The sequence below is a fragment of the Acidimicrobiales bacterium genome (assembly GCA_033344915.1).
Taxonomy (GTDB): domain Bacteria; phylum Actinomycetota; class Acidimicrobiia; order Acidimicrobiales; family Aldehydirespiratoraceae; genus JAJRXC01.
Window position 1 is genome coordinate 4,231,747 of sequence record JAWPML010000001.1, and the last position, 23,518, is coordinate 4,255,264.

General features: G+C 68.0%; 25 protein-coding genes. 9 read left to right on the plus strand and 16 right to left on the minus strand.

Going from position 1 to position 23,518, the window contains the following annotated elements; translation table 11 throughout:
- The first annotated feature begins 102 nt into the window (after positions 1-102).
- From R8F63_20605 to R8F63_20625, 5 genes are read left to right on the plus strand one after another with little or no spacing between them, the layout of a single operon-like run.
- A complete protein-coding gene (locus tag R8F63_20605) occupies positions 103-768 on the plus strand; it encodes a TetR/AcrR family transcriptional regulator C-terminal domain-containing protein (protein ID MDW3221012.1) in 666 nt (221 codons plus the stop codon).
- Between the two features lies 1 nt (position 769).
- Positions 770-1,981: an NADH:flavin oxidoreductase gene (locus R8F63_20610; GenBank protein MDW3221013.1), complete on the plus strand. Its 1,212-nt coding sequence runs from the start codon at positions 770-772 to the stop codon at positions 1,979-1,981.
- On the plus strand, positions 1,978-2,790 hold the full coding sequence (locus tag R8F63_20615) for an SDR family NAD(P)-dependent oxidoreductase (GenBank protein MDW3221014.1): 813 nt from the start codon (positions 1,978-1,980) through the stop codon (positions 2,788-2,790). Before R8F63_20610 ends, R8F63_20615 begins: the two co-directional genes overlap by 4 nt.
- Positions 2,791-2,798: 8 nt before the next feature.
- Positions 2,799-4,004, plus strand: coding sequence for a family 1 glycosylhydrolase (locus R8F63_20620; protein ID MDW3221015.1), 1,206 nt, complete (start codon positions 2,799-2,801; stop codon positions 4,002-4,004).
- 21 nt (positions 4,005-4,025) lie between these two features.
- Positions 4,026-5,051, plus strand: a complete 1,026-nt coding sequence (locus R8F63_20625; GenBank protein MDW3221016.1) for a DUF2804 domain-containing protein — start codon at positions 4,026-4,028, stop codon at positions 5,049-5,051.
- Positions 5,052-5,659: 608 nt separating this feature from the next.
- On the opposite strand, the gene R8F63_20630 is transcribed toward R8F63_20625, so the two are convergent.
- From R8F63_20630 to R8F63_20695, 14 genes are all read right to left on the minus strand, one after another.
- The gene (locus R8F63_20630; GenBank protein ID MDW3221017.1) at positions 5,660-6,943 is read right to left on the minus strand and encodes an IS256 family transposase; all 1,284 of its coding nucleotides are present in this window, start codon (positions 6,941-6,943) and stop codon (positions 5,660-5,662) included.
- A gap of 28 nt (positions 6,944-6,971) precedes the next feature.
- Entirely contained in the window at positions 6,972-7,445 is a 474-nt protein-coding gene (locus R8F63_20635) for a hypothetical protein (GenBank protein ID MDW3221018.1), read from the minus strand.
- A 577-nt stretch (positions 7,446-8,022) separates the two neighbouring features.
- Positions 8,023-8,811, minus strand: coding sequence for a discoidin domain-containing protein (locus tag R8F63_20640; protein ID MDW3221019.1), 789 nt, complete (start codon positions 8,809-8,811; stop codon positions 8,023-8,025).
- A complete protein-coding gene (locus R8F63_20645) occupies positions 8,808-9,008 on the minus strand; it encodes a hypothetical protein (protein ID MDW3221020.1) in 201 nt (66 codons plus the stop codon). The genes R8F63_20640 and R8F63_20645 overlap by 4 nt, the downstream gene beginning before the upstream one ends.
- A gap of 23 nt (positions 9,009-9,031) precedes the next feature.
- A complete protein-coding gene (locus tag R8F63_20650) occupies positions 9,032-9,238 on the minus strand; it encodes a heavy metal-associated domain-containing protein (GenBank protein ID MDW3221021.1) in 207 nt (68 codons plus the stop codon).
- The gene (locus tag R8F63_20655; protein MDW3221022.1) at positions 9,235-9,675 is read right to left on the minus strand and encodes a heavy metal-responsive transcriptional regulator; all 441 of its coding nucleotides are present in this window, start codon (positions 9,673-9,675) and stop codon (positions 9,235-9,237) included. The genes R8F63_20650 and R8F63_20655 overlap by 4 nt, the downstream gene beginning before the upstream one ends.
- Entirely contained in the window at positions 9,675-11,813 is a 2,139-nt protein-coding gene (locus tag R8F63_20660; GenBank protein ID MDW3221023.1) for a copper-translocating P-type ATPase, read from the minus strand. The genes R8F63_20655 and R8F63_20660 overlap by 1 nt, the downstream gene beginning before the upstream one ends.
- Before the next feature lie 63 nt (positions 11,814-11,876).
- Entirely contained in the window at positions 11,877-12,080 is a 204-nt protein-coding gene (locus R8F63_20665; protein ID MDW3221024.1) for a hypothetical protein, read from the minus strand.
- Positions 12,077-12,598, minus strand: coding sequence for a DUF305 domain-containing protein (locus R8F63_20670; GenBank protein ID MDW3221025.1), 522 nt, complete (start codon positions 12,596-12,598; stop codon positions 12,077-12,079). Before R8F63_20670 ends, R8F63_20665 begins: the two co-directional genes overlap by 4 nt.
- Before the next feature lie 273 nt (positions 12,599-12,871).
- On the minus strand, positions 12,872-13,153 hold the full coding sequence (locus R8F63_20675) for a metal-sensitive transcriptional regulator (GenBank protein MDW3221026.1): 282 nt from the start codon (positions 13,151-13,153) through the stop codon (positions 12,872-12,874).
- 430 nt (positions 13,154-13,583) lie between these two features.
- Complete coding sequence (locus tag R8F63_20680) at positions 13,584-14,942, minus strand: MBL fold metallo-hydrolase (protein MDW3221027.1); 1,359 nt, start codon at positions 14,940-14,942, stop codon at positions 13,584-13,586.
- Positions 14,939-15,484 carry a signal peptidase II gene (locus R8F63_20685; protein ID MDW3221028.1) on the minus strand — a complete coding sequence of 182 codons (546 nt, stop codon included), beginning with the start codon at positions 15,482-15,484 and terminating at the stop codon, positions 14,939-14,941. Before R8F63_20685 ends, R8F63_20680 begins: the two co-directional genes overlap by 4 nt.
- On the minus strand, positions 15,481-15,870 hold the full coding sequence (locus R8F63_20690; protein MDW3221029.1) for a DUF302 domain-containing protein: 390 nt from the start codon (positions 15,868-15,870) through the stop codon (positions 15,481-15,483). Before R8F63_20690 ends, R8F63_20685 begins: the two co-directional genes overlap by 4 nt.
- Positions 15,871-15,887: 17 nt before the next feature.
- Positions 15,888-18,845, minus strand: coding sequence for a heavy metal translocating P-type ATPase (locus tag R8F63_20695; protein MDW3221030.1), 2,958 nt, complete (start codon positions 18,843-18,845; stop codon positions 15,888-15,890).
- A 187-nt stretch (positions 18,846-19,032) separates the two neighbouring features.
- On the opposite strand from R8F63_20695, the gene R8F63_20700 reads away from it, so the two are divergent.
- The 3 genes from R8F63_20700 to R8F63_20710 are packed head-to-tail and all read left to right on the plus strand — an operon-like array spanning position 19,033 to position 21,535.
- The gene (locus R8F63_20700; protein ID MDW3221031.1) at positions 19,033-19,752 is read left to right on the plus strand and encodes an ABC transporter ATP-binding protein; all 720 of its coding nucleotides are present in this window, start codon (positions 19,033-19,035) and stop codon (positions 19,750-19,752) included.
- The gene (locus R8F63_20705) at positions 19,749-21,233 is read left to right on the plus strand and encodes an ABC transporter permease (GenBank protein MDW3221032.1); all 1,485 of its coding nucleotides are present in this window, start codon (positions 19,749-19,751) and stop codon (positions 21,231-21,233) included. Before R8F63_20700 ends, R8F63_20705 begins: the two co-directional genes overlap by 4 nt.
- A gap of 2 nt (positions 21,234-21,235) precedes the next feature.
- Positions 21,236-21,535: a hypothetical protein gene (locus R8F63_20710; GenBank protein MDW3221033.1), complete on the plus strand. Its 300-nt coding sequence runs from the start codon at positions 21,236-21,238 to the stop codon at positions 21,533-21,535.
- On the opposite strand, the gene R8F63_20715 is transcribed toward R8F63_20710, so the two are convergent.
- Both R8F63_20715 and R8F63_20720 read right to left on the minus strand, forming a co-directional pair.
- Positions 21,507-22,454, minus strand: coding sequence for an alpha/beta hydrolase (locus R8F63_20715; GenBank protein MDW3221034.1), 948 nt, complete (start codon positions 22,452-22,454; stop codon positions 21,507-21,509). The genes R8F63_20710 and R8F63_20715 overlap by 29 nt on opposite strands.
- Complete coding sequence (locus R8F63_20720; GenBank protein ID MDW3221035.1) at positions 22,430-23,089, minus strand: ATP-binding protein; 660 nt, start codon at positions 23,087-23,089, stop codon at positions 22,430-22,432. The genes R8F63_20715 and R8F63_20720 overlap by 25 nt, the downstream gene beginning before the upstream one ends.
- A gap of 82 nt (positions 23,090-23,171) precedes the next feature.
- Between R8F63_20720 and R8F63_20725 the strand changes: the two genes are divergently transcribed.
- Positions 23,172-23,495, plus strand: coding sequence for an SHOCT domain-containing protein (locus R8F63_20725; GenBank protein MDW3221036.1), 324 nt, complete (start codon positions 23,172-23,174; stop codon positions 23,493-23,495).
- Positions 23,496-23,518: the final 23 nt, after the last annotated feature.

Sequence of the window (23,518 nt, forward strand, 5' to 3'; positions counted from 1 at the left end):
CGTCGGTGGGGCCGGGGAACGCCCGACCGGCCGAATGGGTCGCAAGCCGCTCCAGTCCGTCCGTCGCAATTTCCGAATGATGATTCGGATAAGATTGGCCTCATGAATGCGACGCATCCGATTGCAGCGCCGGCGCGACGGGGCCGGCCCCCGAAGGTGGGGCGCGATCAGATCGTGGATGCCGCAGCCCGAGCTGGCTTGGACTCGTTCACGATGCAGGGCCTGGCCGAGGACCTCGGAGTCTCGCCTGCCACCCTGTACTCCCACGTCGCTGGCCGCGACGAGGTCATCGGGTTGGTCGAGTCGAGGCTCGACCACGCGATCCGGGGGTTCGCGACCGAGGCTACGGAGTGGCGCGGCTGGCTTACCGACTTTGCAGGCCTGGTGCGCCGCGAGTTTGGTTCGTCAGCTTCGACGCTGCTGACCGCCAACCGTGACGAGGCGTCGATGCGCATCGACGTCGGCGAACCGGGCCTGCGGCTGTTGATGGCGGCCGGGTTCAGCTCGGTCGAAGCCGCCTACGCGGTGTGGCTCGTCGTTCGAGTCGCGGTCACCTCGTCGAGCGGTGCTGAGGCGAGCTTCTCCCGGTTCCTGGAGCCCACCGCCGAGCTGGTCGATGCCGCGGCAGACGCGGACACGTTCGCGGCGTTGCGTCAGGTGCACGACGACCTCACCACCTCCGACGTGCAGGACACCTTCGCGTTCGACCTGGAAGTCGTGTTGGACGGCATCGCCGCCCGCCTCGAACGAGCAGCAACAGGAGACTGACATGGACACCTCTACTCGCGCGCCCGCCGCCGACGCGTTCGCGCCGGCCCGGCTCGGCCCGCTGACGCTCCGCAACCGGATCATCAAGGCCGCGACCTTCGAGGGTGTGATGCCACGGGGCGCCGTCACCGACGAGCTGATCGATTTCCACACCGCCGTGGCCCGGGGCGGCGCCGCGCTCAGCACCGTGGCCTACTGCGCGGTGTCGATGGGGGGTCGGGTGAGCAGCGACACGATGGTGATGACCGAGTCGCTCATCGGTGACCTGCAGCGCCTCACCTCCGCGGTACACGCCGAGGGTGCGCTGGTGTCGGCACAACTCGGTCACGCCGGGCTCGTCGCCCAGTCCCAGTCGAGGCGCCACCCGAGCCTGGCCCCCTCTGGCCGGTTCAGCGCACCGGCGATGGGGTGGGTCAAGGGCGCGACCCGCCGGGACCTCGACGAGGTCGTGGCCGATTTCGAGCGCGCGGCCCGCGTCGCGATCGACGCCGGGTTCGACGCGCTCGAACTCCACCTCGCCCACAACTACCTGCTGAGCTCGTTCTTCAGCCCCAACCTGAACCGGCGCCGCGACGAGCTCGGCGGCAGCATCGAGAACCGCGCCACGTTTCCTCGACGGGTCGTCGACGCGGTACGAAGGGTTGCCGATGGCAAGGTGGCGGTGTTGGCGAAGTTCAACATGGCCGACGGCGTCGAGCGTGGCCTGTGGCTCGACGAGAGCCTGCAGTTCGCGCAGCTGCTCGAGCAGGACGGCGCGCTCGACGCGCTGGAGCTGACCGGCGGCAGCTCCCTGCTCAACGGCATGTACTACTTCCGCGGCGACGTTCCCCTCCGGGACTTCGCCGCCGCGCAGGGCCCCATCGTCGGGCTCGGCGTGCGCGCCTTCGGTCGCCGCATCCTCCCGGAGCTCCCGTTCGAGGAGGCGTTCTTCCTGCCGTTGGCGCGGCAGTTCCGTCGGGAGCTCGACATGCCGCTGATCCTGCTCGGTGGCATCAACGAACGGGCCACGATCGACGGTGCTCTCGCCGAGGGCTTCGAGTTCGTCGCCATGGCGCGGGCGCTCCTCCGGGAACCGGACCTGGTCAATCGGATGGCGACGTCGGCGAACGCGGTGGGGCTGTGCGTGCACTGCAACAAGTGCATGCCCACCATCTACGCCGGGACCCGCTGCGTCCTCGCGACCGATGCCAACCGGGAGGAATCGGCCCGATGAGGCGCCTCAGTGGACGCGTCGCAGTCGTCACCGGAGCGGGCAGCGGCATCGGCCGAGCCACCGCCATCGCGCTCGCCGAGCGAGGGTGCGCGATCGCGGCGATCGACGTGCGCCCCGACGGCGCCGAGGAAACCGCGGAGCAGGTCCGCTCGCTCGGCGCCCGGGCGAGCGTGCACCTCGCCGACGTGCGCGATCCGAAGCGCATGGACGAGCTCCCGACCGAGGTCGAGGGCTCGCTCGGTCCGTGCCAGATCCTGGTCAACAACGCCGGGGTGACCGCCGCCGGCGCGTTCACCGACGAGACCCTTGACGATCTGCGCTGGATCGTCGACATCAACGTGTGGGGCGTGGTGCACGGATGCCGTCCGTTCCTACCGATGCTGCAGCAGGCCAACGAGGCACACATCGTCAACATGTCGAGCATGGTCGGGCTCCTCGGTCTACCCCACAACGTGTCGTACTCGCTCACCAAGGGCGCGGTGCGTGCGTTCAGCGAGGCGCTGCGCGGGGAGCTGGTCACCACGCAGGTGGGGGTCACCGTGGTCTTCCCCGGCGCGATCCACACCAACATCACCGCCGGCGCGCGGGGCGGCCAGGCCGCTCGGCTCGCAGAGATGGGCCAGTCCCGTCTGGCGCCCTACGTCTTGCGGCCGCCGTCTGCGGTCGCTCGCAGGATCGTGTCGGCGATCGAACGTGACCGTGCACGTGTGGTGGTCGGGCCCGATGCCCACGTCGTGAGCGCACTCGCCCGGGTGCTGCCCGGCCGATCCGGCCTCGTCGGCCGTCTCACGAACCGTCTCGACCGATGATGTCGGACATGGACTTCCCCGCGTTCGCTGTCGCCTGCGGCGAGGAAGGCTCCGACCCGCTCGTCCTGCACGAGGGACAGGTCGTCCGCGTCGACCAGTACCGCGCCAGCGGACATCTCGAGCACCTGGATTCGGACCTCGCCGATGTCGCAGGACTCGGGGTTGAGGTGTGGCGCTACGGCATGCCGTGGCGCGAGACGGAGACCGCGCCTGGGGTCTTCGACTGGACGCTGTGGGACCGTGCGCTCGAGGGGTGTCGGCGCCACGGGCTCGACCCGGTGATCGACCTGTGCCACTTCGGGCTGCCCGACCACTACGGCGGGTTCTGCGACGACCGGTGGGTCGACGGCTTCGCCCGTTACGTCGAGGCGTTTCTGGCCCGCTATGCCGAGCCGCGCTGGTTCACGCCCGTAAACGAGCCGGGCATCACCGCCATGTTCTCCGCGCTGCTCGGCATGTGGAACGACCGCCGCGTCACCGCCGACGACTACTTCGTCGCGCTGGGCAACGTCGTGCTCGCGAACCTCGAGGCCCTGGCCCGCATCCGAGCCGACCGCGACGGCTGGTGGATCGGGTCCGAAGGGTTCGGCTGCGAGCTGTCCGACCCCGACGACGAGGCCGGCGTTCGCGCCGCTACCGGTGCCCGTGACCTGCAGCAGGCCGTCTGGGATCTGCACCTCGGCGTCGCACCGGGCGGTATCGCGGCGCGCCTGACCGATGTCGTGGCCGACTCGGTCCAGTCGCGCATCGAGGCCCTCGTCGGCGTCGTGCCGCCCGACCGGATCATCGCCGGCCACGACATCTACCCCGTCAGCGTCACCGCGCACGGAACACGTGCCGAGCGGCCGCTGTCGATCGCCGATCGCGTCGGCGCGTACGACGCCGAGGCCTCCGCTTGGTACGAGCGCTACCGGGTGCCGTTCTGGGTGTCGGAGACCTCCAACCTCGGCCTCCCGGTCGACCAGGCCAGCGAGTGGCTCGCCGCGCTCACCGCATCGCTCGACACCCTCGCAGCGCGCGGCCTGCCGGTGCGGGGGGTCTGCTGGTACAGCCGAGGCGACCAGTACGACTGGAACACGGCGCTGACCGTACCGATCGGAAGCGTGACCGAGGTCGGACTGTTCGACGCCCAACGGAACCCACGCCGAGTGGCGCAGCACTACGCCACGCTGGCCGGCCGACACCCCCGAAACGAACGGGCGAAGCAGCACTGAGCCCTTGAAAGGAATGGCGACGTGACCCACGAGAACGAGCTCACCACCGAGATCGACCTGTGCACGCCTGACGGCAGTCGGCTGAACCGTGCCGCGCTGGGTTGGTCTCGCCGACCGTTGCACCGGGCGAACCTGGACGGCTGCTTCGGCATCAACAAGCGCTGGGACTACTGGGCGATCCTGGCCGGTGAGCTCGTGGTGTCGTCGGTCTACGCGGACATCGACCACTTCGGCCTGGGCGACGTCTGGTGGGCCGACCTGGCCGCGGACGAGACGGGAGGAAACGGCATCATCACGACCGATCCCGGTGCGCTCGTCCTGCCCGACCGCCCCGGAACTGCTCCGCTACGCATCGAGCGGGACGGCTTCGCACTGGAGATCGTCGACGAACCCGGAGCGACACGCTTGCGCGGGTCGTGGACCGAACACGACGGGACGCCAGGCACGCTCGACGTGTCGATCGAACTACCCGAGCACCACGAGTCGCTCAACGTCGTGATCCCCTGGAACGACGAGCGATTCAACTACACCTCCAAGCACCAGGCCCGACCCGCTACAGGCGAGCTCTCGGTCGGTGACCGGCGCTGGGAGATCGGCGGCGATGGCTCGGACGCATGGGGTGTCCTCGACGTCGGGCGCGGCCGCTGGCCATCAGAGATCAAGTGGAACTGGGGTGGCGGCGCCGGCCGGTGCGGCGACCACGTCGTCGGGTTGCAGTTCGGCGCGAAGTGGACGGAGGGGTCGGGCTACACCGAGAACGGCCTGATCGTCGACGGCCGGCTCACCAAGCTCGGCCGCGAGCTCGACTGGACCTACGACTGGGACGAACCCCTCAACCCGTGGCGCGTCGTGGACCCCGGCGGGCAACTCGATGTGACGCTCCAGCCCCGCTACGACAAGCACACCAAGCTCCCCGGACGCGACCAGGGATCGGAGACCCACCAGGTCTTCGGCACCTGGTCGGGCCGCATTCGCACCGACGACGGCCTCGAGATCGAAGTCCACGACATCCAGGGCTTCGCAGAGGAAGCACGACAGGAGTGGTGATCGACTCTGGCAGGGGGGCCGTCGGGTTCACCTCCGATCCGCGGCGCACAATCGTGTGCCCGACTCGAGAGCCGCCCGCCGGAGCGAGTGGCGGCCGGAAGGCGAACCGGCGTGGGTGGCGCAACCAGAAACCCGGTTGACGGGCTCAACCCGAAGATCGACCAGCACGCGCCACAGTGCGTCCCCAGCTCGACCCAACGACCGACCACTCACCGGCGGCGGCGCCCATGCTCTTCATCCAAGCAGACCTCGAGCGATGGGCCTGCCCTTCTACTGTTCCTTCTACTGTGCGGCGCGGGACAGGGGTGTACGGGTTGGCACGACAGGGATAGAGTGAGCGGCGAAACGCCAGCTCAAGGGCACGATCTGGTACGCATCGGTACGGGATGAGATTTCGATCGGAAATCTCATAACCCGAAGGTCGCAGGTTCAAATCCTGCCCCCGCCACCAACGAAATGCCTGTTCAGAAGGGGTCTCGCTCCGGCGGGGCCCCTTCTGCGTTGGCGGCCATCTACCGAGGATCTACCGGGTGGCGATGTGCTGGCCCGGTTCATGCTTTCCAGGTTGGGGTCTGTCAGATTTTCTGTGTAAGCGGCCGTGATGGTGTTCATCGGATGTGGTCGGCGATGCGGTCGCCGTAGTGCACGGTGAGGGTGTTCAAGATGGCCTTCCAGCCGCTGATCCTTCCGGTCATGTTCTCACGGTTCTTCTTGCGGGTCGTGGCGACGAGGTAGAGGACCTTCATCGCGGCCTGTTCGTTGGGGAAATGCCCGCGGTGGCGGACAGCTCGTCGGAACCGGGCGTTGAGCGATTCGATGGCGTTGGTGGTGTAGACGACTTTGCGCAGATCGGCGGGGAACTCGAGGAGGGGCATGAACTCGGCCCAGCTGTTCTCCCACGCTCGGATCATGGCCGGATACTTCTCGCCCCACGTTTCGGCGAAGTCCGCGAACTCGGCCTCGGCTGCGGCGACGGTCGGCGCGGTGTAGATCGAGCGCATGGCTTTGGTGATCTTGGACCAGTCGGCCTTGGATGCGTAGCGGAGGCTGTTGCGGACCATGTGCACGACGCAGGTCTGCACGGTGGCGTCGGGCCAGGTCGTGCGAATCGACTCCGGCAGGCCTTTCAGCCCGTCGCAGCACACGATCAACGCGTCCGCGACGCCTCGGTTCTTGAGCTCGGTGAGCATCGTCGCCCACTGCTTCGCGCCCTCGCCGCCGGTGGGGCCGAGCCACAGACCGAGGACGTCGCGTTCGCCGGCGAGGTTGACGCCGATGGCGACGTAGACGGGGCGGTTGGCGACCTGGGCGTCGCGAACCTTGATCACGATCGCGTCGATCAGCAGCACCGGGTAGATCGGGTCGAGGGGCCGGTTCTGCCAGGCGGTGAGGTCCTCGACGATCTCATCGGTGATCTTGCTGATGGTCTCCCGGCTGACCGTGGTGTCGTAGATCTCCTCGAGATGGGCCTGGATCTCACCGGTCGTGAGCCCCTTCGCATAGAGCGAGATGACGTTGCCCGACAGGCCATCGAGGCGGCGTTGATGCTTGGGGATCGTGACCGGAGCGAACGTGCCCTCCCGATCACGCGGCACGTCGAGATCGACCTGGCCGATCTCGGTCGTCACCCGCTTCGGCGTCGTCCCGTTGCGACTGTTGCCCGACCCTCGGCCCTCCACGGCGTTACGTTCATAGCCAAGATGATCTGTCATCTCGACCTCGAGCCCCTTTTGGAGCACCTGACGGACAAGCCCGGTGAGCAGCCCGCCGTCGCCAGTGAGCTCCACTCCCTCGGCGCGGGCCCGTTGCACGAGCAGCTCGGCCCAGTCCTTCATCGCCGCCTCATCGGGCAACGCGTTCGCCGGCACCGCCGGCAGATTCTGATCAGTCATCGACATGATCCTTCCCCGCCCACAGCACTCAGCTGCGGACGCTCAGATCACGCCCGATACACAAAAGTCCTGACAGACCCTGGATGGCGGCCAGGTCGATGGCGTGGGCCTGCTGCAGCGTGGTGGGCCACTTGGCGACGCTGCGCCGGGGTACGAGGCCGACGGTGCGGTAGAAGCTGACGCAGGGGTCACAACCTGGACCGGGTTCGACATCCCAGTATCCGAAGCCGAAGCGGGTGAGCCGGTCGATGGAGCGGATGAGTGGGCTGTTCTTGCCGGTGCCCTTGCCGAGTCCCAGTGAGACTGCGAGTTCCGTTGCCGTGGTGACCTGCCAGCTCGAGGTGCCGTCGCTACCAGTGGTGAGGTGGTTGAGGACGCAGGTGGCGGTTGGCCCGATGACGGGCAGCCACCAGCGCCGCCGGTAGTTGCCGTCGATTGCTACGTCGCCGGGCGAGGACTCGGGTCGGTCGATGAACCGGGTGGCGATCTGGTCGATGTTCATGGTGGGGCTCCTTGGGGGTGTTGTGCCTCCGATGGGTTGAGGGCGAGCCCCGACTTCCCCGACGAGGCTCGCCCTCAGATTCGGTCCCCGGTTTCGGTTCCGGGGTTCGGCTGTGGAGCCGTTGAGCCGTGCGGTGTCGGTGGGCGGAGCAAGGTGGAGCCCTCGCAGCGCAGCGAGAAGGAACGACCTTCGCAGCCCGACGGCCCGTGGGGCAGGGTCCATCAACAGCCGAAGACCCGCACCGATGGACGGGGCGAGGGGAGCGGCTCGTTGTGGTGGTCGGGCGGGGTCCTCAGCGGTTAGGAGGTGCCTCGGCCGAGGCGACGTCCATGTCAGGCGGTTGTCCAGCGCCGCGCAGGTCCCCGGAGGGCTCGGACGACATGGAGCAGCAACACAGCCGACGACATCACTCCACGGCCAGCGACCGACACCAAGCAGGAATCGACAAGCCGGCTCACTCGACGCGGACTTGTGGGTGGGGCGAAGTCGGGAATGCCGAAGTCGGGGTATGCCGCGTCATCGAGACCGTCGGCCGGTACCTCTCGAATGGCCCACCTGCGGGACTGATTCGACGCGATCAGACCGAGGCGTAGATCTCGATCTCGGTCGCTCCGGTGTTGCCGCCGGTGGTTTGGTCGGCGTCGACGCGGACGATCTGTGCGGTGATGGGTTGATTGAGGACGGCGGGTTCGGTCCCGGCGGCGTACGGGCCGAAGGTCTGGTCGTCGATGGTGACCGTGAACGTGTCGGTGATGGCGGTGCCGTCGGTCATCTGGCGGGTGCGGAAGGCGATGGCGGTGATGGGTTGGGGCCGGCCGAGGTCGATCTCGATGTAGGCGTTGTCGCCGTCACCGTCGGTGGACCATTCGGTGCCGAGGTCGCCATCGACGGCGTTGGTTGCGGTGAATTCGTCGGAGAACTCGGAGCTGACATCGGTGACGGTGCCGGTGGGGGCGATGTTGGTGCCGAACGCGTTGTCGGCGGCGGGTGGGGTCCTGAACGTCATTGGGTCGCTGCGGTAGATGGTGCCGGCGGCGTCGGAGCCTTGCAGGACGTACTGGTATTCGGTGTCGGGTTCGAGCCCGGTGAGCAGGGGGCCGTGGTTGTGGTGGGCGCCGCCTTGCATGTCGTTGTCGACGGCGATGGAGCCGTAGGTGTCGTCGGTGCCGTAGATGACGGCACAGGCGACGGGGATGTTGGTGTCGACGCTGAGGGTGGCGGTGGTGCCGGAGGGGTCCACGGCGATGTCGATGTCGGAGTCGAGGATGGCTTCGATGGGTTGGATGCTGGCGGTGTCGTCAGTTCCGTTGCCGCAGCCGGCGAGGAGAAGTACCGCGGTGGCGAGGGCGATTGCTGGTCGGGTCATGTCACAGCCTTGCGGATGGTGGTGCGGGCAGCGTGGAGTGTCTTGGCGAAGCGCCTGGGGTTGGTGCCGTTCTCGGCGGCGGCATGGGCGTAGGTGAGCCCGCAGACATCGACGAGCCAGAGCGCGTGGGTTTGGTCAAGGGGGAGGGTCGAGCAGGCAGCCGATGTCGGTGAGATCGAGATGGCAGAGCTCAGCATTCATGGTCCGGTCCGGCTGGGGCTCATGTGATGGTGTAGCCGGCGTCGGCGATGGCGGCTTCGATGGCGCTGGGGTCGCCGCCGGTGATGGTGACGGTCTTGGTGTCGATGTCGATGGTGACGGTGTTGACACCGTCGAGGGGGGTGACGTGGTTTTCGATGGCGCGTTTGCAGTGGTCGCAGCTGATGTCGGGGACGGTGTAGGTGTAGGTGCGGGTGTCGGCGCTCATTGGCTGGGTTCTCCTGTGGGTGTCGGGGGGTGGGGGTGGCGGTGGGTGTGGATGACTTGGCATCGGTTGGGGTCGGTGCAGTCTCCGGGGTCGAGTCGGGCCGCTCGTTGGGCGAGGTCCAGGAGTTGTTTGCGGGCGGTGTGGAGTTGGTGGATCTGGTGGTCGATGCGGGCGAGGTGTTCGTCGAGCAGGGTCTGGGTGTGGTGGCAGGTGCGGGCGCCGGTGTCTTTGAGCTCGAGGATGGACTGGATCTCGGCCAGGGTGAGGCCGGTGGCTTGGCTGTCGCGGATGAACTGGAGGCGTTCGAGGGCGCTGGGCGTGTAGTCGCGGTAGCCCGACGGGGTGCGCTGCGGTTCGGGCATGAGGCCGATGGATTCGTAGTAGCGGACGGTCTTGGTGTTGACGCCGGCGGCGTCGGCGAGTTCTCCGATGCGCATCATCTCGTCCGAGGAGCTTCCAGCTGGGGCGGGTTGGTGGCGGGTGGGGTGGGGTCGGGGTCGGGGAGCGGTTGGGGGCGGAGGTCGAGACGGCGTAGCAGTTGGGCGTTGGCGGCCACGATGATCGTTGATGCGCTCATCGCGACGGCTGCGGCGGCTGGGGGGAGGGTGAGGCCGGCGAAGGCGAAGACGCCGGCGGCGATGGGGATGGCCAAAAGGTTGTAGCCGGTGGCCCAGACGAGGTTCTGGATCATCTTGGTGTAGGTGGCCTTGGAGAGGTCGATGACACCCGTGACGCCGCGGGGATCGCTGGAGGCGAGGACGACTCCGGCGGATTCGATGGCGACGTCGGTGCCGGCGCCGATGGCGATGCCCACGTCGGCCCTGGCCAGGGCGGGGGCGTCGTTGACGCCGTCGCCGACCATCGCCACGGTCAGACCCCGCGCTTGGAGCTCGGCGACTTTGGAGTCCTTGTCCTGGGGAAGGACTTCGGCGAACACCTCGTCGATGCCGAGCTGGGCGGCGACGCCGTCGGCGACCTGTTGGGCGTCGCCGGTGATCAAAACCACCTGCTTGCCCCGCTCGTGGAGGGCGTCGACCGCGACCTTGGACTCGGGGCGGATCTCATCGGCCAACGTGAGCGCACCGACCACGGCGCCGTCGCGGAATACGTAGAGAACCGAGCCCCCGGCGCGGCGCCACTGCTCGATGGTGGCCTTGAGCTCGCCGGGTTCGTCGGCCTCGAGGTACTCGAGCAGGGCGGGGCCCCCGACCGCGATCTGATGGCCGTCGACGGTGCCCTGAACGCCTCGCCCGGTCAGCGCGCTCAGGTCGGTCGCGGCGGGCACGTCGCCTCGTTCGTGGCCGGCGGTGACGATGGCCCGGGCAATGGGGTGTTCACTGTCGGCCTCGACGGCCGCGGCCAGCGCCAGTACCTCGTCGCTTTCCCAGCCATCGGCGGCGGCGTGGTCGACGACGGCGTGGTTCCCCTTGGTGAGTGTGCCGGTCTTGTCGAACAACACGGCGTCGACCGTGCGCATGCGCTCGAGGGCCAGCCGGTTCTTGACCAGGATCCCGGCCCGGGCCGAGGTGGCGGTCGAGATCGAGATCACCAGCGGTATCGCCAGACCGAGGGCGTGGGGGCAGGCGATCACCAACACGGTCACGGTCCGGATCACACCCTCGGAGCCGTCGCCGGCGAGCAGCCAGGCCACGAGGGTGACGACTGCGGCGGTGGTGGCCAGGTAGAACAGGGCTGCGGCGGCTCGGTCGGCCAGGGCCTGGGCCCGCGATTGTGAGGATTGGGCGTCGGCGACGAGGCGCTGAATGCCGGCCAAGGCGGTGTCGTCGCCGACGGCATCGATGCGCACTCGTACCGAGGAGTCCGTCGACACCGTGCCGGCCACGACCCGGTCGCCGTCGCTGCGGGTGACCGGGCGCGATTCCCCCGTGATCGTCGATTCATCGAACGCGGCCCGCCCGTCGATGATCACCCCATCGGCGGGGACCCGGCCGCCGGGGCGCACCAACACCACATCGTCGACCGCCAGGTCGACGATGGCCACCTCCTCGACGGAGTCGCCGGTGACCCGTTCGGCGGTGTCGGGCAACAACTCGGCCAGCGCCGCCAAGGCCCCTTGGGCCTGACCGATGGCCTTCATCTCCTGCCAATGGCCCAGCAACATGACCACGATGAGCGCCGCGAGCTCCCACCAGAAGTCCAGGTCGCCCCACCCGAGCGACGCCGCCAACGATGAGCCGTAGGCGACGGTGATGGCCAGCGCGATCAACAGCATCATCCCGGGCTGACGATTGCGGACCTCCGCGACGCCGCCGGCCAGGAACGGGTTACCGCCCCACAGGTAGATGACGGTTCCGAGCACCGGGGCGACCCAGGCGGCCCATGCGCCGGCGATCGAGTAGTCGAACCATTCCTGGATCTGCTCGGAGAACACCAGGACCGGCACCGCCAACATCAGGTTCCACCAGAACAAGCGCCGGAACATCTCCGGGTCATGGCCCGCGTGCTTGTCGTGCCCACCACGACCCTCATGGCCCGCCTGCCGGTCGCCGGTGTGGCTGTGACCGACGGCGTTGGATGCCTGTTTCTGGTGGTCGTGGTCGTCGGTACTGGCCATGAGAACCTCACCCCGGTAGAGGAACGGCGGGGCTACCTAGGTTGTTGTACACCTTCCACCGAACTAGAAGGTCAAGGCCAAGACTGCCTCGATGCCGAGGCGCTTACGTGGCCCGGTGGCCTCGGCATCGGTGGTGAGGGGTCGATCGGCCGCGTCGACGCCCGGGCGTCCGAGCAGGTCCGGCGATTCGAGCCTTGAATGACGGACGCGGTCGGGGGCAATGAGCCGGTAGCTCGTGGCCGGCTGGGTCGTGGTCTCGGTCGTCAACAGCTCCGGTCGCTCGCTCCCGCGAAGTCAGGGATCGGGCGGGCTTCCGCTTCGGTGGTGGTGGCTGCGGGGCCGTTGGCGTCGATGTCGGCGATGAGCCAATCCATTTCGTCGATCTCGCGTTGTTGGGCCTCGATGATGCTCACGGCGAGTTCGCACACCCGCAGATCAGTCAGTTCGGCTCGCTCGCTAGTGAGAATGGCGATGGAGTGGTGAGGGATCATGGCCCGCATCCACGACTCGTCCTGCACCGTTGTCTGGCTGCGGACCAGCCCGAGCGACCCGGCGAAGACGGCCACCGCAGCAACGGCGACGCCAATGTTGACTTTGGTGTCGCGATACATGGACAGCATGAAGCCGAGCATGATCACGGCCATCGCGGCGCCCATCAGCAGGGCCATGTAGGCCCTGGTCTCGCTCCAGCGGACGTGATCCCAGGCGTAGGTGTTCAGGTACATGAGCCCGAACATGACCACCGTGGAGGTGGCGATCATCGCCGCGAACCGCGCGTAGCTCATTGAAACCCCGCCTTGGTGACCCGTGTCGGAGTCGCCTCGGTCCGGGTGTTCTCCCTCTGACGGCTCGTGGGTGACGTTGATGGGGGTCGGTTGTTCGGTGGCGTCGGACATGGCAGCCTCCTGGATCGGCCGATTCTTCTAGCGACCCCGGCGGTCTACCCACAGAACCCCTTGGCGAAACGACATGCTGTAGAAGTTCGACGATCGGTCCACATGTGGTGGGTCAGAAACTGCGGCCGGTTGCTCGTGTGGGGTATCGCGAACGACGTCGGTTCAGCTTCGGAGGAGGCGTTCGATGGCGGCGGTTGCTTCGTTGATCTTGGCGTCGAAGGCGTCGTCGCTCTCGTTGGCGGCGTCGTGGACGCAGTGGCGGAGGTGTTCGTCGACGAGTCCGATGCCGACGCCTTGGAGGGCCTTGGTGACCGAGCTGATCTGGGTCAGGACATCGATGCAGTAGGTGTCCTCGTTGATCATGCGTTGGAGTCCTCGGACTTGGCCTTCTATGCGGCTGAGCCGATTCAGGTAGTCGTCTTTGGAAAGTGCGTAGCCCGGCATGACAGCGGAGACTTCCTAGGTGTTGGTGCGATAGGTCTGATGCGGCGTGCGTCGGGCGCGCCGCGGGGTGTGCGGGTGGCAGTGCCGGCGACGAGCGTTGTGAGCTCTCGGCGCTTGCGGCACAGGGTTTCGAGATGGGTGTCGATGCGGGCCATTGTGGCCTCGATGGGGGCGACGTCGGTGGAACACGGCGGGTTGATGTTTTCGAGGATGTGAATGACGGTGGCGATCTCGTCGAGGGTGAGAACCGCGGACTGGAGTGAGCGATGAGCCGGACGCGGCCGATGGCGGTGTCGGGATAGTCGCGATACCTGCCGCGGGTGCGTGGTGGTTCTGAGAGAACCCCTGAGGTTTCGTAGAAGCGGAGGGTCCGGGGGGTTTCGCCCGTGGCCGTGGCGAGGTCGGAGATCAACATGGCGGTGGCATCGGGTCAGGTGAGTTGGATGGTTTCGCCGTGGGTGGGGACGTGGGTGGCCCACTCGAGGTCGTCGTGGAGGGTGCGGCGGAAGGTGTCGGCGGCGGTGGGTTCGCCGTGCACGATGAAGGCCCGTTTGGGGGATCGGTGGGTGGAGGCGAGCCAGGTGGTGAGCTCGGTGGCGTCGGCGTGGGCGGAGAGGTTGTCGAGGCGGACGGTGCGGGCTCGGACGGGGATGTAGTCGCCGAAGATCTTGAGCCGGTCGGTGCCGTTGAGGAGGGCGTCGCCGCGTGTGCCGGCGGCCTGGTAGCCGACGAGGGCGATGGTGGATCGGTGGTTTGGGGCGACGGTTCGAAGGTGGTGCAGGATGCGGCCGCCGGTGAGCATGCCGCTGGCCGACAGGGCGATCATGGGCCCGCGTTGTGGGGTGAGTTCTTTGGATTCGTCGGCAGTGCGGATGTAGGTGACGCCGCCGCACATCTGCATGCATTGGGTGTCGGTGAGGCGGTGTTCGTCGGGGTGGGCGCAGAACAGTTCGGTGGCGTTGATGGCCATGGGGCTGTTGAGGTAGGTGGGGACCTCGGGGATCCGTCCCTCGGAGCGGAGCTGGCTGAGCAGGTGGAGGATGGTCTGGGCTCGGCCGACCGCGAAGACCGGTATCAGTAGGGTGCCGCCCCGGGCCATGGTGTCGGTCACGATCTCGGCGAGGTCGTCGGCGGGGTCAGTGTCGGCGTGGCGGCGGTTGCCGTAGGTCGACTCGGTGACGACGTAGTCAGCCGACGGAGGCGGGGCGGGCGGTTTCATGATCGGGTCGTCGGGACGGCCGACATCGCCGCTGAACGTGATCGAGGTGGTGCCGTCGTCGAGGCGAATGCTGGCCGAGCCGAGGATGTGACCGGCCGGGCTGAAGCGGGCTTCCACACCGGACGCGGGATGGAACGGTTCGTCGTAGGGGTGGGGGCGGAGGCGGCCGATCGCGGCCTGCGCGTCGGCGGTGGTGTAGAGGGGGAGGGCGGGGTCGTGGCGGCTGGTGCGGTGCTTGTTGTGATAGCGGGCGTCTTCTTCGTGGAGATGGGCCGAGTCCCGCAACAGAATCTCGGCGAGTCGGGCGGTGGCGGGGGTGCACCAGATCGCCCCGGTGAATCCGTCGCGCACCAAGGCGGGGAGGTAGCCGGAGTGGTCGATGTGGGCATGGGTCAACACCACGGCATCGATCGAGGCCGGGTCGACCGGAAATGCGTCCCAGTTGCGCTGTCGAAGCCGTTTGAGGCCCTGGAAGAGGCCACAGTCCACCAGGATCCGCTGGTCAGTGGCGTCGACGACGAAGCGTGACCCGGTGACGGTCTCGGCGGCGCCCCAGAAGGTGACTCTCACGTCGCGACCCTTGCGATGCGCGTGGACCGCTTCGAGCTCGCCGCGAGCGTGACCAGTCCGGCCACGATGGCGACATCGGCGAGGTTGAAGGTGGGCAGCACCGATGAAGCGATCCAGTCGACCACCGCATGGTCGGGGAATCGGGGTCGGTGCAGGAATCGGTCGGCGAGGTTGCCGAGCGCGCCCCCGACCACCAGCCCCCACCCCAACGCAGCCAGGCGGGAGCCCGGCTCGAGTAGCGAACGAACCGCCATCGCCACCACTGCCACCACGGCACCGATCAGAAGCCAGCCGGGAAGTGGGAATCCCATGAGCGCACCCCGGTTGGCGACCAGGCGGAACCACAACGGCCCCGGACCCTCGGCGGGGCCATCGAAGAGCGCGCCGACCGCGAGGTTCTTGGAAGCCTGATCGGCGATGACGACCATCAGCACCACGGCTGCGGCCATCACGGGCGGACGACCGACGGCTGTGCCGCGGGTCCAGGGATGGTTTCGATCCCCAGCTGCGAGCCCGAGTTCGGGGCGATGAGCGTCGTTCATGTGGCCGAGTCGCCGTTGACGGTCTCCAGCGCGGCGCGCAGCTTGTCGGCGGCGTTGTCGGCGAGGGCGCTGAGGGCGGGGTTGGTGATGATGTCGTGGGGATCCGCGGCCGAGATCGCGGTGCCGTGCTCGGTGGCTTCGAGGACGACGTTGCAGGGCAGGACGAGGGCGGCGCCGGGGTCGGCTTCGAGGGCTTGGTGGGCGAGGTGGGGGTTGCAGGCGCCGAGGATCTTCATCGGGGGTCGGTCGATGTCGAGCTTGGCCTTGAAGGTGGCGGCGATGTCGATCTCGGTCAGGACCCCGAAGCCCTTGGCGGCCAGGGCGGCACGCACCGCGGCCTCGGTCTCGGTGATGCCGTGGCGGCTGTGGGCGGTGATGGCGGGCATGGTGTCGTCCTCTGGGTTCAGTGGTGGGCGTGGTGATCGCCGGACTGGCCGGCTTGCCCTGCGTAAGCGTCGGGGTCGGCAGTGAAGGTGGCGTGGCAGTGCTGTGAGCAGAAGTGGTAGGTGTGCCCGTCGTGGTCGGCGGTGGCCGCAGCGGTGTTGGGGTCGATGGTCATGCCGCATACCGGGTCGGTGACCTGTTCGGTCGGTGCCGGCGTGGTGTCGTCGGTGCCGGTCTCGACGATCGGGTCGCCTGCGGCGGGGACCTTGGTGGTCTCGATGGGGTGGGGGTGCCAGCGACGGAGCCGGCTGGCGTTGCCGACCACGGAAAGGCTGGAGGCGGCCATGGCGGCGGCGGCGATCATGGGGCTGAGCTGGACGCCGATGACGGGGTAGAGGACGCCGGCCGCGATGGGGATGCCCACGCCGTTGTAGATGAAGGCCAGGAACAGGTTCTGGCGGATGTTGCGCATGGTGGCGCGGCTGAGGGTGATGGCGGTGACGACGCCGTCGAGGGCGCCCGAGATGAGGGTGATGTCGGACGATTCGATGGCGACGTCGGTGCCGGTGCCGATAGCGAAGCCGACGTCGGCTTGGGCCAGGGCGGGGGCGTCGTTGATGCCGTCGCCGACCATGGCCACGATGCCGCCTTCGTCTTGGAGGCGGCGAACCTCGAGCGCCTTGTGCTCGGGGAGCACTTCGGCGAGGACCCGTTCGACGCCGACCTGGCGGGCGATGGCGGCGGCGGTGCGTGCGTTGTCGCCGGTGATCATGGCCACCTTGATCCCGAGCGCCCGGAGGGAGGCGATCGCGGCGGCGGACTCTTCTTTGACGGTGTCGGCGACGGCGACCACGCCGCCGGGGGCGCCGTCGACGGCGACGAGCATCGGGGTGCGGCCGGCCTCGGCGAGACGATCCATCTCGGCGGTCAGTTCGGTGGTGTCGATGTGGGCGTCGTCGAGGAGGCGCTGGTTGCCGATCAGGAGCTCGTGGCCATCGACAATGGCGCGGATGCCTTTGCCGGTGATGGAGTCGAACTCAGCCGCGCCAACCAGGTCGAGCCCCCGGTCTCGAGCGCCGATGACGATGGCCTGAGCCAGGGGGTGCTCGGAGGACTGTTCGGCCGAGCCCACCAGCCGCAACAACTCGTCCTCGTCGATGGTGCCGGTGGTGACGATGTCGGTGAGGGCGGGTTCGCCTCGGGTGATGGTGCCGGTCTTGTCCAGCACGATGGTGTTGATCTTGTGCGCGGTCTCCAGCGCCTCGGCGGAGCGAATCAGGATGCCGTGCTCGGCGCCCTTGCCGGTGGAGACCATGATCGACAGCGGCGTTGCCAACCCGAGAGCACAGGGGCAGGCGATGATCAACACCGCCACCGCGGCCACGAGCGACAGGGTGAGCGCGGGTTCGGGTCCGACGGTGAACCACACGGTGAAGGTCGCCACCGCGATGAACATCACCGCGGGGACGAAGTAGGACGACACCAGATCGGCGAGGCGCTGGATGGGGGCCTTGGATCCCTGGGCCTGCTCCACGAGCTTGATGATCTGGGACAGCATGGTGTCCGCGCCGACCTTGGTGGCCTCGAACCGGAACGCGCCGGTCTGGTTGATGGTGGCCCCGATCACCACGTCGCCGGCCTCCTTGGTGACCGGGATGGACTCACCGGTGACCATGGATTCGTCGAGGGTGGAGCGGCCGTCGACGATGACCCCGTCGACGGGGACCTTCTCGCCGGGCCGGACCAGCACGATGTCACCGGGTAGGACCTCATCGATCGGGACCTCGACCTCGGCGCCGTCACGGATGAGCGTGGCGGTCTTGGCTTGGAGGCCGATCAGCTTGCGAATGGCCTCGCCGGTGCCGGCCTTGGCCCGCACCTCCAACAGCCGGCCGAGCAGGATCAGGGTGATGATGACCCCGACCGCTTCGTAGTAGACCTCGCGGACGTCCTCGGGCACGGCGGATGGGACCAGAGTCACGAGGAGGCTGTAACCGAACGCGGCGATCGTGCCGATCGTGATCAGGCTGTTCATGTCGGCGGTTCGGTGCCGTAGCGTCAGCCAGCCGGTCCGGTGGATCGGCCAGCCCGTGTAGAACATGACCGGGGTGATCGCCGCCAGCTGGAACCACCGGTTCAAGAGAAACTCGGGAACCCAGGTGGCGCCGAACAGATCGACGGTCATGACCGCGAACACCACCGGCGCCGACAGCACCGCGCCGAGAGCGACCCGCCACGAGAGGTCGCGGATCTCGGCCTGACGTTCAGCTGCTTCGGTGTCTTCGGTGTCGGCCGACCCCGGCGCGGGGCGGGGCACCAGCCGATAGCCGGCATCAGCGACGACAGCCTGCAGTTCGGCGGCGGTGACCTGGGTGGGGTCGTACTCGACGGTGGCTCGCTCGGTCCCGAAGCTGACGTCGACCCGGTCCACACCGGTCAACTCACCGAGCACCGACTCGATGTTGACCACGCACGACGCGCACGACATGCCTGACACCCGGAACTCGACCTGCTCGGTGGCCACCGTCGCCTCCGTCGACGGCCCGACGCCGACCGCGGCTGCGACCTCGTGGCTGCCGTTGGCAGGCGCGCCAGCCCCGTCGGACGGTTCGACGACCAGGGTGCCGTGAATCATGTTCATCCCACAGGCAAAGTCGAACTCTCCGACCTTGTCGGGGGTGAACTCGAGCGTCGCAGTCCCGAACGCAGGCAACGTCTTGGAAGCCCCGAAGTCAGCGAACACCACCCGCGAGGTGCAATCACCCGACTCCTGACGATCGAAGTTGAGTCGCAACGGGACGCCTTCGGTGACCCGGATCACATCAGGCGAGTAGCCGCCCTTCACCGATACATCGACCTCCTGCACCCCGCCGACCAGCTCGGCCCGACGGGCTGTCTTGGGCCCGAAGAAGAACCACCACAAGAACCCCGCGACCGCCACGGCACCGATGATCACACCGACTTCGGCGAGTCCCATGCCAATACCTCCTAATCGAACCAGCTAGTATACCCTATAGGGGTAGTGGGTATAATCTCCAGCGCGTTGGGTGATGGTCGCACCGTATTGGCGGCCGACCAGCCGAGGTAGAGCCTTTGGTCCCTACCCCTATGGGGTATTTGGGGAAAGACTGGGGGACGATGTGAGAGGCCGTGACCCGATGAACATGGATTCGACAGTCACCAGAACCGGTGCAGCCTCGTCGGTGCGGACCGCCGCTGACGCCGGCGTGGACCCATCGGTGGACCGAGAGGCGGGAGTGCTCGACGCGTCGGGGGTGTGGAAGGCGTATCGGCGGGGGTGGTGGCCTCGGCGGCGAACGTTGCAGGTGTTGAAGGGCGCTGACGTGCGACTCGAGGCGGGTGAGGTCGTGGGGTTGGTTGGGGAGAACGGGTCGGGCAAGTCCACGCTGATGAAGGTGCTGGTGGGTGACCTGGTGGCCGATGTCGGGGTGGTGGAGCGCGCAGCGAGCTTCGGCTACTGCCCACAGGTTCCGGTGCTCTACGAGCGGCTGACTTGTGACGAGCATCTCGACCTGTTCGGCGCCGCGTACGGGTTGGCGACGGGTGATCTGGCCCGGGCCCGCGAGCAAATGTACGACGATCTGGACTTCGCCCGATTCGCCGAAACCCGGGTAGAGGAGCTCTCCGGGGGGACGCGGTCGAAGCTGAACCTGGCGTTGGCGATCTTGCACGACCCCCAGCTGCTATTCCTGGATGAGCCCTACGCGGGGTTCGACTGGGACACCTATCAGCGCTTCTGGGACCTCACCGCGCAACGCCGTGACGCGGGCGCCAGCCTGTTGATCATCAGCCACTTCATCGCGGATGAGGAGCGCTTCGATCGGATCTATGACCTGATCGACGGGCGCACGGTGCCGCGATGACCACCACCGTCGGCTTCAGTAGCCGGTGGTTGGCCGAGTACTGGCGCCGACCCCTCAATGTCGTGTTGTTGGTCGCGGTGCCGGTCGTGTTCGTGACCCTGTCGGCCGGCGCGCTGGCGGACTTCGCCGACATCTTGGGCGGCGCTGCTGACGTGGGCGAGGTCGAGGCAGCCACCGCCGGCTGGGCGGCAGCCGTGTTAGCCGGCGTGGCCGGGTTCTTCCATGTCTCGCAGTCCCGGGACGCGGACCGGCGGCTGGCGGCGGCCGGCGCCGGGGCGGGCCGCGTGGTTGCATCTCGACTGGTATCGACGCTGACCCTGGCCGCGCTGGCCTCGGTCGGCGCGCTCATCGCGCTGGCCGCACGTACCGATGTGGCCGGCACCGGGCGAGTGATCGGCGCTACCGCACTGTTCGCGTTGACCTACACCGGGTTCGGGGTGCTGGTGGGGGCGCTGGTGCGCTCGGAGCTCAACGGCTCGTTGATCGTGGTCTTCGCTTGGATCTTCGACGTCTTCTTCGGCCCCGCCATGGGCGGCACGGCCACCGTGCTGAGGCTCTTCCCTCTCCACTTCCCGACGTTGGTTGTCACCGATGTCGCGTCGGGCCACAGCGGGGCACTGGGTGACCTGGGCCTGTCGCTGCTGTGGGCCGTGGCGGCCATGACCGCGGCCACGGTTGCGCTGGTGGCGACCACCCGTCCCCACGAGCAGGCCACCCGGCAGCGGAGCCCGGCCCGGCGGCGAGCGATGGCTGGGTTGGGTGCTGCGGGCCGTCAGCTGCAGCGCATGCCAGTGATGTGGATCCTCATCATCGGTCTGCCGGTCGCGTTCATCTCCGTCTCGATCGCCGTCACCCCCGAAGACCCGACCCCGGTCGAGCTCGTCGAGGGTGGCCGACGGGGGCTGTCGATCATCTCCATGGCCGATGTCCACGGGGCGATCATGGTCCCGATCACAATCGGATTCCTGGCCTCGCTGGCCGGGCTGTTCGTGATCCTGGACTCCGCGGAGGCCGACCGGCGCCTGTCCCTCACTCGGTTCCGGCCCGGTGAGATCCTGGGTGTCCGCATGACCGTCATCGGCGCCGCGGCGCTGGTGGCGACCGCGGTGTCGATCGCGGTCACCGCCGTCAGCTTCGATGCGGTGAGCTGGCCCATCTTCATCGGCGCCAACGTCCTGGTCGCGCTCACCTACGCCACCATCGGCGTCATCGTCGGGCCGGTCTTCGGTCGCCTCGGTGGCCTCTACCTGCTCTTGGTGTTGCCGTTCATCGACATCGGCCTCGCGCAGAACGCCATGTTCGACGCGGCCCCGCCCGCCTGGGGCGCCTACATGCCGGCTCACGGAGCCGTCCGGGTGATGATGGACGGTGCTTTCACCCCCACCTTCGACGAAACCGGGGCCCTGGTCGTCGCGCTGGCATGGCTCGGCGGGCTGGCCGCCATGGCTGCGTTGGTGTTCCGCCGGGTGACCGTGAGATGACGATGGAGACGCTGGTGGAGGCCATGGCCAGGCTCGAGACGGCCGGGTACCGCGGTGCGTTCTCGGCTACGCCCGACGGGCTGCGCTGCCCGAGCTGTGGGGATGCACATGACCCGGGCGACGTGGGGATCGATGAACTGGTGCGGTTCGAGGGTGAGAGCGACCCGGGCGATGAAGTGGCCCTGTTCGCGCTGCGCTGCGGGGGCTGTGGCGCCACCGGGACCTATGTCGTCGCGTACGGCCCGATGATCGAGCCCGACGAGGCCGAGGTCGTCAGTCGACTGGTCGATCGCCGCTGGTGAGCTGATCGATACAGGAGCCCGGGTCGGTAGTGGGGAGCTGGTGATCGGCTCCTGCGACGACGGTCATCTCGACGTCGGGGTGTGCGTGAAGGAGCCGGGCTACGTGGTGGCGATCGCCGACTGGATCGCGCTCGCCCCACACGAGCCGCAGTTGGGTGGGTCCGTGATCGAGGCGCGCGAGCAGTCGGGTCCAGTCGGTGTCGATGACGAGGTGGCGCATGGCGTCCCGGTAGGCGGGCCAGGTGTGGAGGGGAACCGCGCGGGCGACGGGGATCGGGAGGCGGGGTTCGGCGGCGACGGTGAGCCACCCGGCCGCGCGGCGGTGCCGGCAGCTGAGGGCGCACGCCCGTTTCGCCAGGTCCGTATCGAGCACGAACAGCCGAGCCATCGTGCTCCCCGAGATCCGAGTGCGAGCGGCACTCTGGGAGGGGTAGACCGGGGCACCCCAACACACCACCCGCACCACTCGGTCGGGGTGACGGGCCGCCCACCGCAACGCCAGTGACGACCCCATCGAGTGGGCCCCGACCATGACGCGGTCCGCCGAGAGCGCGCCCGTTGACTCGGCCAGCTCGTCGAGCGCATCGAGATGCGCCTCGACGCTGAATGCAGTCCGTGCCTCGTCGAGAGACCGGCCGAACCCCAACAGATCAGGCACCACCACCCGATGACGCTCGGCCAGGCGGTCGAACCCGGCGCCGAAGATGTCGCCGGTCGATACCAGGCCATGCAACAACATGATGGCGGTGGCACCGTCGCCGCCGCTGCGGGCCCAGAGGCGACCCCAACGCCGACCGGCAAGGGTCGGGGGTTCCCAGGTGCGCACAGCCGGCGAGGAGAGGTGCCGTGCCGTCCACGCGGTCATGCCGAGGACACCAGCGGTGCCGGCGGCGCTCAGGAGTATTCGGGGATGCAGCATGCAGGGAGCTCGGCGGCGATGGCGCCTAGGGCTCGTTGGGCCTTGGTCGGGAAGTCCACGGTGGCGTCGACGATGGTGCGGTTCGGGTGGTGGTGCCAGGCGTCGGCGATGCGGGCATCGATCTCGGCTGCGGTGTCGGGGTCCTCGGTCCGCAGTGGGTTCGAGTGGTCATAGCCCTTGTCCTGACCCGGCGTCCGCAGGTGGATCACGGCCGCATAACGCGCCCGCTCTGCGTCGACCGTGACGGCCATGTCGGTCTCGAAGTCGTTGCGTCCGCCGGGCCAATAGGCGATCCCGTCGAGCGTGCCCCGATCACACAGCACCACCGCTGCGGTCCGATGCTCGAGGTGGAGCCGTTCGAGCTGGCGCTGCACGCAGAAGATGGCGCGTTGCGCGGCGCGACGGGCCGGCAACGACGTCAGTCTCGGGAACCCGCCCCCGAAGACGATGCCTGCGGCCTCGGGCAGGATCACCACATGGCCGCACAAGCTGCGCCGCGCCATCTCCAACACCGCGGTCTTGCCCGCGCCGGGCCCACCGGTCACCACCACCAGGCGAGGGTCATGGCGCCGCGTTGCACACGGACACGAACCCGCACAAACGTCGACCGCATCGGACCCGGACCGCATGTTCATCCTGCCACCATTCCACCAGATAGGGGGTAGGGGTAGGGACCAAAGGCTCTGTCGGTTCGCGGGTTTCCCAATGAGAGTGATGGTGGAACTGCACTTCGCCTTCACGAAAGGAAAACGATTTCGAATGGTCACCCTGCTTGGAATTCTCGCCGATGCCGGCGATGGCTGGGATCACATGGGAGGTTGGGGAGGGGGGTGGATGTGGCTGTGGGGTGTGGCGATGATGGCCCTTTTCGCAATGCTGCTCGTGTGGCTCGTCCGGGTCTCGGGCGCCGGTCCGGCGTCGCAGGAAGGACCTCTACCGAGGGATCCTTCGGACCGTGCCCGCGAGATTCTGGCCGAGCGCTACGCCCGCGGTGAACTCTCGACCGAGGAATATCGCGAACGCGTCGGCGAGCTCCAATGAACGCCGGTGACTCACCCGCTCAG